A 12,356-nucleotide genomic window follows, 5' to 3' on the forward strand; every position below is an offset into this window, starting at 1 on the left:
TTAAGTTGCAAAAGTACCTTCAACTTTGTGGATACGCTCGAAGAAAGGCAGATATAATTATATTTTCTGGAAGGATAAAAGTCAATAACAAAGTGGTTAAAGAACCATGGTACGAAGTTAAAAATAGTGATGTTGTATCTTTAGACAATCAAAAATTAACGTCAAACAACTTTGAATATTACGCTTTACACAAACCAAAGGGATACGTTACTACCCTCTACGATCCAAAGGAAAAGAAAACAATAAAGGAATTTTTCAAAGACAAACCACTAAAAGTGGCAGGACGCTTAGACAAAGATGCAACTGGTGTTTTAATTTTAACTAATGATGGAGAGTTAATAAATATTCTAACTAGTGCAAAATACAGGGTAAAAAAAGTTTATATTGTAAAAGTAAATGGAAAAATAAAGTTCAAAGAACTTTTAACTTTAAAAAAAGGAATATGGGACAACGGCGAATTTTTAAGATTGGAATACTTTGAAATATTAGACGTGGGATTTAATTATTCCACGGTTAAAGTAGAAATGATAAAGGGAAAAAAACATGAAGTAAAAAGATTATTCAAAAACATAAACCACGAAGTGTTAGAGTTAAAAAGAATCTCACATGGACCAATTGATATCTCCTTTGTTCCAAACCCAGGTGATATAAAAGAAATAAAGGGAAAGCTTTTAAAAAAACTATTAAAACTAAAGGAGAGGAAAGCATGAATATTTTGGTTGCAGGAGGAGCAGGATATATAGGTTCACACGTTTGTAAGATGCTAAATGAAAGGGGATATAACGTAATAGTACTTGACAACCTATCAAACGGACATAGAGAATTTGCAAAATACGGAAAGTTCATACCAGGTGATATATCAGATAAAAAACTTTTGGATATTATCTTTGAACATTACAACATCGCTGCAGTTATGCATTTTTGTGCATATATAGAAGTTGGAGAGTCTGTAATAAACCCATATAAATACTATGAAAACAACGTTTCAAATACACTTGTTCTTTTAAATTCAATGTTAAAACACAACGTTAATAAATTTATTTTTTCATCCACAGCAGCAGTCTACGGCATGCCAGAGAAAATTCCCATAAAAGAAGATGCCCCCAAAAATCCCATTAATCCGTACGGAAAGAGTAAATATATGGTAGAGGAAATTTTGGACGATTTTGATAAAGCGTATAACCTAAAAAGTATAAGATTTAGATATTTTAACGCAGCAGGAGCAGATGAATCAGGGGAAATAGGTGAAGCACACAACCCAGAAACACACCTTATACCGCTAATATTAGATGCAGCACTTGGAAAAAGAGAAAGTATAAAGATCTTCGGAACAGACTATGAAACAAAAGATGGAACATGTATCAGAGATTTTGTACATGTCAATGACCTTGCAAATGCACACATAAAAGGACTTGAATATCTTTTAAAAGAAAACAAAACCGATTGTTTTAACTTGGGAAGTGGTAATGGTTATTCTGTAAGAGAAGTCATAGAGAAGGTAAAAGAGATAACAAATATAGATTTCAAAGTAGAGGAAGTAGAAAGAAGGCCGGGAGATCCTGCATACTTGATTGCAGACAACCAAAAAGCAAAAAAAATACTCTCATGGGAACCAAAATATTCACTAGATGATATCATTAAAACAGCTTGGACTTGGCACAAGGAGAGATATAATGGGCGTACTCGATGAGATTAAAAGCAATATAAACAGAAATTACTTTATTTCCGCATCAGCAGGTACGGGAAAAACTTATACTATTACCCACTACTACGTGGAAATACTAAACGAATACGAAAAAATAAATTATCCAGAAATAGTCGATGAAATAGTTGTTGCCACATTCACAAAAAAAGCGGCTTCAGAAATGAAAGAAAGAATCTTTCAACTTGTAAAAGAGAAAAATTCTCCATATTGGAAGAAAATAAAAAACTATCTGCCACGTGCAATAATTTCCACAATAGATAGCTTTTGTCAACGGATATTAAGAGAGGAAAATGTAAACGCAAAAATAGATCCAAATTTTACCATAATCAGTGATTTAAAAATGAATAAATTAATAGAAAGATCTGTATATTTGACTTTAAAATTTGTCTTTCAACTGTACGACTATGATAAAACAGACATAAACCTAAACATTTCAAAGTTAAGAAAAAAACAAATCGAGATTATACTACAAAGTCTGAAAAAAAACAAAAATAGCATAAAAAAACTTTTTGAAATATATCAAAACATAGACGAAGTAGAAAATTTGCTAAAATATACACTTTCAAATTGGAGAACAGAGATGAAAAATGCAACTATTCTAGAAAAGCTATTTGAAACTGCAAAAGAAGAATCACTAGCCTTAAAAGCCTTTAAAGACATGCTTCTGATTTCAAAAGAAATATATGAAGCTTTTACAGTTGATAATTTTGAATACGACTTTAAAGGTATTTTAGAAAAAACACTAGACATTTTAGAAGATAAAAACATAAGAAAAAAATACCAAAAAAGGTTTAAATATATAATTATCGATGAATTTCAAGATACAAACTACCTACAAAAAGAACTATTCGATAAATTACACACAAAAGAAAATTATCTCTTTTACGTAGGGGATAGAAAGCAATCAATATACAGATTTAGAAATTCAGACGTCTCCGTATTTTTAAAAACTCAAAATGAATTTGAAGAAAATGGTGAAAAAATCTTGGCACTAAAAGACAACTATAGATCAAACAGCGAACTTGTAAAATACTTCAATTTCATATCAAAACACAAAATTTTCAACAAACATATAGTCCAAAAAACAAATAACATAGATAAGTACGAAACATTTAAAGTACTTGAACCAAATATATACAAAAAACTATGGTTTGATGATGAAAAAGACACGTCAAACCCCACTATTTTTTGCAAAGGAAAAGTTCCTTCATTAAATAACAAAGAAAACGGAAGGATAAAATACGTTATTGTATCACTAGAAAAAAAAGAAAAAAAAGAAAAAAAAGAAGCGCTAGTTACAGCGTACATAATAAAAAAACTCGTTGGAAAAGAATTAACCATTAATGTAAAAAATAAATGTATAGACAAAAAGATCACATACGGTGATTTTGCTATATTAAGATCCAGACTGTCAAATGCAGAAGGCATCTACAAAGAAGTATTTGAAGCGTACAATATTCCATTACACATAGTAGGCGGAAAAAGTTTCTACAAACAACTAGAAATTCAAACAATTTTAAACGCACTATTTGCTGTACAAAATCCAAATAACAACTATTATTTTACAAGATTTTTCTTCTCACCACTTGTACTAGGAAAGTTTAAAGACTACGAGAAAATTGTAAGCGAAAAAAAAGAAAATGAAACATTATTTGAAGCGGCAAAGAGAATACATAAAAGTCATACACTAGAAGTACTTGAAAAATACGCACATTTAAAATACTACATAAGACCAACAGAAATTTTAAAGGGATTAATTAAAGACCTAAATTATTTTGAAAAATTAGTCTATTTTAAAGATAAAGAATCCGCTATCTTAAACGTCAAAAAACTTATCTTGGAAGCGGAAAACTTTGATCAACTTGCAGATTCTTTTTCTGAGTTAATAAAGCTAATTCAAAAAATAGGTGATACAAACGAAGCAGAAGCTTCTACAGAAGATGAAACATCAGAAAGTGTCAAATTAATGACCATTCACGCATCTAAAGGTCTCGAATTTAAAATTGTCTTATTAGGCGATCTTTTCGCTAATTTAAACACAAAAAATTCCAAAGATTTAAAATTCTACAACAAGAAAGATAAAAATTATTTTATGTTGACCAAAATAATGGATAACCTAGATAAAAACACACTGGAATTGATAAAGGAATTTTACCTTGATGAGGTATACGATGAAACAGAAGTATTAAGAAAAATATATGTTGCAATAACGAGGGCTTCTGAAATGTTTATCCCAATAATCTTTAACGAAAACAAAGAAAACGTTGCAAAATATCTAAAATTATCAGATGACGAAATAGAAGAATTAAAAAAGGAAATTAAAAGTTTTGAATACGTAGAAATTAATAATGTAGAAATTCCAACAGAACAAAAAAAGCACACAAAGGAAAAAGAAGATATTCCACAAGAAAATTTAAAAGATTTTTCCCATCTATCGTATAAATCGTACATCTCACCCACTACATTATACGGATATCTAGGAAATGAAAACGAGGCAAAAGAAGAGATAACATTGGATTTAAACGAACAAACTTTTAAAGGATCGCAAATTCACAGAAAACTCTCAAACGCAAATACACTCTCACAACTGAGATACCTTGAAGAAACTGGAGAAATAAAGGTGAAACTTTCACATAAAATAGGACATCTTTTTGAAAATTCAAAAATCTTGCCAGAGTGGAGAATAGTAAAGCCTTTTTTCCATAAAAACAGAAAATACATGCTCTTTGGTATACCAGATAAAGTAATCTTTAAAGACAATTTCATATACATTCTTGATTTTAAAAACACAAAAAATTTAGACGATGAAAAATACATATTCCAAGTAAATTTTTATATGTATCTCTTAAAAGATTTTGGAAATGTAAAAGAAGCATACATTATCTCCACTAAAACAGGAGATATGCTAAAAATATCGTATAAAGAAGGATTTGAAGAGATGATAAAAAAAGCTATAGATAATTTTGAGAAGGTGGAAAAATGAAAAGAGCTATAATTACAAAATTAGATGAAAATCACTTTGAATATATGGCAAATGAAATGGAAAAATACTATGACCCATTTTCTTTTTTATTTATCGGACCCACGGGATACTATGTAAGGCAAATATCTGATAAATTTTCAGAAAAACTTGGAAAGACAATAAACCGAGATGCTTTTAGGGTAATAAATCAATATGTTGTTGAAACTTTAAAACTAAACAATATGGACACGGTATTTTTCGACAGGGATTTTTTTAAAGCATTTATAGCTTCTCAAATAGAAGAGTATATTAAAAATGAAAAAGACGATGAATATTTGGAATTTTTAAGGACAGTTTCAAGATCAAAAGGCATTTTAAATTACATACTTGAACTTTTTGAAAAAGCATGGGAAATCAAAGTTTCAAGCGGAGATTTTCTCACACCGTATTACTATGAAATAAATCAATTACTTGAAAAAAACGAAAAAATTTCAAAACTAATCTTAAATCTACTAAATGATACAAGCCTTATTATGCAAAAATCTGGAAATATCTTTGATCAGATAACCACATACAAATGGTACGTTGAAGAATACTTTGAAGAAAAAAAGAAAAATCTTGTTTTAAGTGGCTTTTTCGATATTCCACCCATCTTAAAAGACGTTTTTAAAAAGATGTTTAAAAACTTTGAAAATGTCTATTTTTACGTTTGGGAACAAATAAACGATAGGGCCTTTAATCAACTCAACGACATATACAATTTTTTGAAAAGCGAAGGCTTCAAAATAGAAGAGACAATTCCACATACACTCAAATTAAAAGATAAAACAAAAGTAACTTCCTACAAAAACTCTATTGTGGAAATCTACGAAATAACTGGAAAAATAAAGGAACTCTTAATAAATGGTAAATCACCAAATGAGATAGCAATTGTCGTACCAAATTTTTCAATTGCAAAACAATTCTCTGAAAAATTAACGGAAATTGGTATACCAAACAACGTTAATTTACAATCAAAACTCTCGGAGAGTAAAATTGTAAAAATCTTACTCCAACCAATAAAAACCATTTATTACAACTTTGAAACAGAAGATCTTCTAGCATTAATAGAATCTCCATATATAGATACAAGACAACTCACAATAGAAAAGATAGAAAAATTCTTTAGAGAATTCCGTATGTTAGATGAAAAATTTTCAAAAGAAAAAATACAAGAAATATCTGCGCATATAAAACAACTTGAAGAAATAAAAGATGATGATACATACCAAGACAGAATGGAAAAGATAGAAGAATACAAAGTCTTTATAGAAATTCTGGAGAATTTGCTCAATTTATTGGAAGAGGTCAAAAACGGTATAACTAATGACTTCATCACATGGTTTATTGAATTCATAAAATTTTCAATAGAAAAGTTTGATATATTTACAAACGATAAATACCTCTTTGAAATAAAAGAAGAAAAAAATGCACTTATAAAATTCATAGAAGTACTAAATAACCTAAAAAGTTATAATTTAAAAATAAACTCTTGGAGAACTTTCTATAAAATACTAACAAGTATTATAAACGTTGAAAAATACAGATTCTCCGAAAGAAAAGAAAATGCAATAGACATATTTGATATAACCCAAGCAAGATTTGTACGGAAAAAATTCAAATTTTTTGTTAATTTCACTGACGCATTTTATCCAAATTTTGATATTAATCCACTTATCTTAAACGTTTTATCTGATCCAAACAAATTAAGATCATTTAATGAGGAGATAGAAAGAAGAAACGTAATACTTTCGTTGATCTTTTCGGAAAATAATCATATATCATTTCCTCATTCAACCCTATCAGGAGAACCCATTTTACCTTCTACATACGCAACTGAATTTGGAGAAGTAAAAGATATTGAAACAAGTTTTTACATAATTCCACAAGCCAGCAAAATATACTCAGAATTTGATAAAAATTTGTATAAAGCATTTAACGAAGAAAGAAAGTTAAAATTAAACGTAGAATGGAAAAGTAGTTTAAACGTAAAAAAAGTAAGTCACAGTTTAATCTCAACATATGTTAATTGTCCGTTCAAACTCTTTTTATCGGAAAAAGCCAATGTAAGAAACATAGATAGTGACAAATCCAATCTATACATAGGTATTTTTTACCACAGGGTTCTAAAAAGATATTTTGAAGAAGTTGTTTTTGAATTAAAAAAACTAGTCGAAGAAGTATACGATGAAGTATTTATAGAAGAATTCTTTCAATATTCCATACCAAAGTCGATAAACATAGAAAATTATACAAAAAAACTAAACGAATTTTTAATGCATTTACATGAAAACGTGGAATCTAAAAATATATACCAACTTGAAAAAACATACATGACTAAATTAAGGGGAAATATTTTGGCAGAAGCACGTATTGATAGAATAGATAAAGATAAAGATTCTTATACAATTATAGACTACAAAAAAAATTCAAAAAATAGTGATATGGGTCAACTTCTCTTGTACGACTATATCTTCAAAAGTAATATAAACAAAGATTTTGAAACTACGCTGTTATTTTTGGGAATAGAAGATAGAAAAAGTTATAAAATTAAAAGAATTAAAGAAAAAATTTACTATAACTATTATAAATCAGAAAAAGAAATAGACTACGATATTTACTTATCTTGGCTTGATAGTATACTGGAAAAGCTAACAAGTGGAGATATAACCCCTATATTCGTCGAGCAAAACAACGTAAAACCATTTATGATGTATTTAAAAGATATGGGATTTAAAATACAAAGTAAAAAAAGATTTTGCAAATCTTATGCCGTTTCTTGCCATTTTTACGAAATTTGCAAAAATTTCGAAATCTACAACAACGTAAAATTAGTAGAAAAGTAAACAAAATGCTCCAACACAACAAAATTTCATTTATATTGCCATATTATTAAGTAATGGTTAAATTGTTGATTTATTTTAAAGTTATTGTTATAATCCGATTGTAAATGTACGTTGTGGGGGTGAAAAATATGAAAAAAAGGATATTTGCCGAAGATATTGCTATATGTCTAGCGGGAACAAGAAAAGAACCTTTAAATTATAGGGAAAAATACGACAATTTTTACAGAGCGGCAAAACTTTTCCTTGAAACAAAAGATGAAGAACTTACAAAGCACATCCTGGATGAAGAATTTGAAAATTTATTTCAAATTTTCAAAGAAACAATTTGCAAAACAAAATTTTTCAATTTTATAAATCCTATCCCAAAAGAATTTTCAAAGATTTTTTTGATAAACAATAAAGAATACGAGGTAGTATTAAAAACAGACTTTTACGTAAAAAATAGAAGAAAAACCTTTTATTATTTTATACTACCAGATGCTATGGGGTGGACAGAATCAGCACTAAAACACTTTCACAGACTTGGAAATGACATTATCAACTACACACTCCCACCTGAGGAATCAGAATTTAGAATCATTAATCTTTTTAAAAGAAACATAATAAAAGGAAATAGTGTAAGCTACAGATATCACAGAAAAGTTTCACATATAGTTTCTAAAATGGTTTCAACTTTCTAAAAAATCCCCCCCAGTTTTTCGGGGGGAATTACTTATTTGTTTACTTTCTCCTTTAATTCCTTACCAGGTTTGAATTTTGGGACCTTTCTTGCAGGGATTGTTATTTTTTCTCTTGTTCTTGGATTAACTCCTGTCCTTTCCTCTGCTTCTCTTACCTCAAACGTTCCAAAACCAATAAGCTGAACTTTTTCTCCATTTGACAAAGCCTCAGTTATAGTTTCAAAAACCGCATCAATAACTGCTTTGATATCTTTTTTCTTTAATTCTGGCATCTTTTCTGCTACCTTGTTTACAAGTTCCTTTTTACTCATAACTTTTCCCTCCTCACATGTGATAGTTAAAATACGTATATAATATATCATTTTTTTACATCAGAATGCAAATTATTTTCTAAAACTTTTTCTATAGAAATCATCTATGATTTTTGCAATATCAAATTTTGTCTTGTTTTCAGAAGAAATAACAAGATCCGCATCCTTTGAGAATGTAAAATGAAATTTTTCATACAAATCGTCTAAATTTTGAAATTTCTCAGAGACCATCTTTATCCTTCTAATAAATTTTTCTTTGGGGACCTTTATGTATACTACCTTTCCCTTGTAGCGATCCTTTTCCGCTATCAAACCAAGGGTAACTATTATCTTTTCATCAAACCTTTTAAACCTTTTTAAAAATTTTCTTTCAAGGTTTTCTAAAGTAACAAACCCATTGGAAAGAAGTATTGCATTAAATCTCTTTCCCGTTTCAAGGTTTAAAATTTCATCAAAATCGATTATATCGTAACCAAAATCTTCCTTTAAAATTTTACCCACAGCCGACTTTCCACTCCCAGGAAGTCCGATTATGTACAACGGCAAAATATCCCCCCTAATCGGTAATTATTTTCAAAAATACCTTTCTTCTCCTTGGACCATCAAATTCGCAAAAATATATTCCCTGCCAAGTTCCTAGTAAAATTTTACCACTTTCTATAATCAAAGTAATACTAGGGGAAACAAGTGTAGACTTCACATGAGAATCTGAATTACCCTCTAAGTGTGTGTATTCCCAATTTGGTGGTACTATTTTGCTCAAAGTCCTCTCTATATCACCTTTTACAGATGGATCTGCATTTTCATTAATGGTAATACCTGCAGTAGTGTGTGGGATAAACACTACACAAATTCCAGATTTTACACCAGAATCTTTTACCACTTTGTTCACTTTTTCTGTGATATCAATCAAAGAATTTCTAGATCTTGTCATAACCTCAAAAGAATAAAGCATTTTTACTCCCCCTTTTTCTCGAATATTATAACACAAAAATTAGTAAATATGCAATTTTCCTTGACTTTTTTTCAATATTTTACTATAATATTTTTTGCAAATAATTTGCATTTGCAAAAATAGGGGTGTGAAAATTGACAAAGTGGAGAAAAGCCATTTGGGATATACTTAAAAATAGTAAAAAACCACTGTGTGCAGAAGAGATTTACAAAATAAATGGCTTTAAACCGAATCTATCGACTATTTACAGGGCGCTTAATTACCTTGAGAAAAAGAATATTATCTCATCTGTATCATTTGAAAATTCCACAAAGTACTTTTTCCCAAAAGAAAGACATATTCATTTTCTATATTGTATTAAATGTGGAAACATTGAAGTTTTTAACGAATGTACGGCAAAAGAAATAAAAATGAAAATCGAAAAACAATTTGACTATCAAATACTAGATCACGTGTTTTATTTTAAAGGAATTTGCAAAAAATGTAGAGAGGAGGAATGATTGTGAAGAAGTTTTTTTTACTTTTCTTGCTATTTTCCTCTGTTATGTTCTCATATGTAGTAGTTACTATAAATCCATATTATTTGTTGGTAAGTGAACTTTTAAAAGGTGTAGACGATGTAAAGCTATTATTACCCCCAAACGTAAATCCACACGTTTATTCCCTAAAAGTAAGTGATGTAAAATTACTAGCAAAAGCAAATTTAATAATTGCAAATGGAAATTTAGAACCAAATTTAGAAAAATACGATAATGTTTTATACGTAAAAAACTACATTCCAGAAGTATTTATAGAACATAAAAATCCTCATTTTTGGCTTGATCCATACTTTGTGAAGTTCTATATCATACCTTCACTTTCTGAAGAATTTTACAAAATGTATAAAGATAACAAAATAATGGAAAATGAAAAAAAATTATTGGAGAAAATAGATATATTTATAAAAGATGCATGGGAAGTATTAAAAACTGACGGATTGGTACTTGTAAATCATCCAAGCTTTTATTACTTTTTCAAGGAATTTGGAATAAAAATAAAATGGTTAGAAGAGGGACACAACGTATCCATTGGTCTTAAGAAGATTATAAATACCATAAAGGGGAGAAAACTTATCGCATTATTCACTGAAAAACAACAACCTGAAAGTAAAATTAAAGTAATCTCAAAAGAATTAAAGAAAAAATACTATGTTCTTGATCCATTGGGAATAGATGCAAAAAATTTTGTGGATTTATATTACAAAAACCTTGAAATTATAAGGAAGGCGTTGGAAAATGAATAATATCGCCATTTCAGTTGAAAATTTAAATTATAAAATTGGTGAAAAGGAAATCCTAAAAAATATCAATTTTAAGATAAAAAAAGGCGAATTTGTAGGGATTATAGGCCCCAATGGTGCGGGTAAATCCACCCTTATAAAGATAATCGTAGGAGAAATCAAAAGCTACACGGGACAGATATCGGTAAATGGAAAAATTGGTTATCTTCCCCAAGTTCAAACTATTAACAGAGAAGTACCTATTAATGCTTTACAATTTGCAAAAATGGGAGCGTATAAGAAAAAGGTAAGTAAAGAACAAATATCAACCCTTCTAAAAAACGTAGGACTAGCTGGAAAAGAAAGACAACTTGTTGGAACAATGTCAGGTGGAGAACTTCAAAGACTTTCACTTGCACGAGCACTTTTATACAACCCTGATATTTTGATCTTAGACGAACCAGAAGCAGGTGTTGATCAAATGGGAAAAGCTAGGTTCTACGAACTTTTGTATAAAGTTAAAGAGAAAAAAAACTTAACAATTTTGATGATTTCACACGATATAGGTATGGTTTTTGAAAAGTGTACCTCTGTAATGTGTTTAAATAAAACATTACATTGCCATGGGCCTACCGAAAAAATCAAACCAGACGAATTAAAAATATTATTCCCGGACTTTGATCTATGGCTTCGTGCAAAAAATCATTACGAAAGGGAGCATGAAAATGGAGATATTTGAACTTGAATTTTTAAGAACGGCATTAATAGCAACTATTTTAGCAGCTATTTCCTCTTCTATTATGTCTCCTACTATTGTTTTTAAAAGAATGGAATTTATAGGTGATGGAACCGCTCATGCGGCTTTCGCAGGGTTGGCAGTTGCACTTCTTTTTGGATTAGATTATAGGTTAATTTCAATAATTACTGCTATTATCTTTTCTCTACTTATAAGTTATTTCACAAATAAAAAACAAATACACGAAAATAGTGCAATTGGTATGTTACTTCCAGTTTTTATGTCTATTGGCGTAATTATTCTTTCAAAAAGTTCAACTTATACTCAAAATATAACAAGTTATCTGTTCGGTGATATTCTGCTTGTAAACATGAAAGATGTGTACTTTTTGATATTTGTAGTTATCTTAGAATCACTATTTTTTTTCTTTTATAAAGAGGAAATACTATACTTTCTTGCAGATGAAAAAATGGCCAGATTCTACGGTGTAAAAACACAATTCTTAAGGGCATTATTGTTGAGCTTAATTTCAGTTGTAGTGGTAAGTATCGTTAAAATATCCGGAGTTATTCTTTTAGGTGCGTTAATTATAATCCCAGGGATTGTTGCAAAAAAACTTGCAAAATCATACAAAAGATTGTTTGTTATATCCATACTATTTAACACTTCAGTTTCATTTGTAGGATTTTATTTTGCTTATCTTTTTGATATTGCACCAGGTCCATCAATTGTGCTTGTGTCATTTATATCATTTGTTGTACTTTCGTTGATTTTTTAATAGTTTCCTAATTTTTTGAATTTGCAAAAGTTACCTCATCTCCAAAAAATAAAAATTATAATTGAACCTGTAATCTAAATTCATAA

At 29.2% G+C, this 12,356-nt stretch carries 12 protein-coding genes; 9 read left to right on the top strand and 3 right to left on the bottom strand.

Going from position 1 to position 12,356, the window contains the following annotated elements:
- Positions 1–5: 5 nt before the first annotated feature.
- From Y592_RS02890 to Y592_RS02910, 5 genes are all read left to right on the top strand, one after another.
- The gene (locus tag Y592_RS02890; protein ID WP_232218213.1) at positions 6–710 is read left to right on the top strand and encodes a pseudouridine synthase; all 705 of its coding nucleotides are present in this window, start codon (positions 6–8) and stop codon (positions 708–710) included.
- Positions 707–1,690 (top strand): UDP-glucose 4-epimerase GalE, encoded by a 984-nt coding sequence (gene galE / locus Y592_RS02895; RefSeq protein WP_075665554.1) that lies wholly within the window; start codon positions 707–709, stop codon positions 1,688–1,690. Before Y592_RS02890 ends, galE begins: the two co-directional genes overlap by 4 nt.
- Positions 1,674–4,688, top strand: a complete 3,015-nt coding sequence (locus Y592_RS02900) for a UvrD-helicase domain-containing protein (protein ID WP_075665555.1) — start codon at positions 1,674–1,676, stop codon at positions 4,686–4,688. The genes galE and Y592_RS02900 overlap by 17 nt, the downstream gene beginning before the upstream one ends.
- On the top strand, positions 4,685–7,552 hold the full coding sequence (locus Y592_RS02905; protein WP_075665556.1) for a PD-(D/E)XK nuclease family protein: 2,868 nt from the start codon (positions 4,685–4,687) through the stop codon (positions 7,550–7,552). The genes Y592_RS02900 and Y592_RS02905 overlap by 4 nt, the downstream gene beginning before the upstream one ends.
- 128 nt (positions 7,553–7,680) lie before the next feature.
- Positions 7,681–8,232 carry a hypothetical protein gene (locus Y592_RS02910; RefSeq protein WP_075665557.1) on the top strand — a complete coding sequence of 184 codons (552 nt, stop codon included), beginning with the start codon at positions 7,681–7,683 and terminating at the stop codon, positions 8,230–8,232.
- A gap of 32 nt (positions 8,233–8,264) precedes the next feature.
- On the opposite strand, the gene Y592_RS02915 is transcribed toward Y592_RS02910, so the two are convergent.
- The 3 genes from Y592_RS02915 to Y592_RS02925 all read right to left on the bottom strand — a co-directional run bounded on the left by Y592_RS02915 (position 8,265) and on the right by Y592_RS02925 (position 9,498).
- Entirely contained in the window at positions 8,265–8,543 is a 279-nt protein-coding gene (locus Y592_RS02915) for an HU family DNA-binding protein (protein WP_075665558.1), read from the bottom strand.
- 72 nt (positions 8,544–8,615) lie between these two features.
- Positions 8,616–9,089, bottom strand: coding sequence for a shikimate kinase (locus Y592_RS02920; RefSeq protein WP_075665559.1), 474 nt, complete (start codon positions 9,087–9,089; stop codon positions 8,616–8,618).
- Positions 9,090–9,099: 10 nt separating this feature from the next.
- Entirely contained in the window at positions 9,100–9,498 is a 399-nt protein-coding gene (locus Y592_RS02925; protein WP_075665560.1) for a secondary thiamine-phosphate synthase enzyme YjbQ, read from the bottom strand.
- A gap of 134 nt (positions 9,499–9,632) precedes the next feature.
- Between Y592_RS02925 and Y592_RS02930 the strand changes: the two genes are divergently transcribed.
- Genes Y592_RS02930 through Y592_RS02945 form a run of 4 tightly spaced genes read left to right on the top strand, consistent with a single transcriptional unit; the run spans position 9,633 to position 12,270 of the window.
- Complete coding sequence (locus Y592_RS02930) at positions 9,633–9,998, top strand: Fur family transcriptional regulator (RefSeq protein WP_075665561.1); 366 nt, start codon at positions 9,633–9,635, stop codon at positions 9,996–9,998.
- A 2-nt stretch (positions 9,999–10,000) separates the two neighbouring features.
- On the top strand, positions 10,001–10,780 hold the full coding sequence (locus Y592_RS02935; protein WP_369799919.1) for a metal ABC transporter substrate-binding protein: 780 nt from the start codon (positions 10,001–10,003) through the stop codon (positions 10,778–10,780).
- Positions 10,773–11,495: a metal ABC transporter ATP-binding protein gene (locus tag Y592_RS02940; protein WP_075665563.1), complete on the top strand. Its 723-nt coding sequence runs from the start codon at positions 10,773–10,775 to the stop codon at positions 11,493–11,495. The genes Y592_RS02935 and Y592_RS02940 overlap by 8 nt, the downstream gene beginning before the upstream one ends.
- The gene (locus tag Y592_RS02945; protein WP_075665564.1) at positions 11,482–12,270 is read left to right on the top strand and encodes a metal ABC transporter permease; all 789 of its coding nucleotides are present in this window, start codon (positions 11,482–11,484) and stop codon (positions 12,268–12,270) included. The genes Y592_RS02940 and Y592_RS02945 overlap by 14 nt, the downstream gene beginning before the upstream one ends.
- Positions 12,271–12,356 lie beyond the last annotated feature (86 nt).

Source organism: Thermosipho sp. 1070 (assembly GCF_001682135.1).
In the GTDB taxonomy this organism is placed as follows: domain Bacteria; phylum Thermotogota; class Thermotogae; order Thermotogales; family Fervidobacteriaceae; genus Thermosipho; species Thermosipho affectus.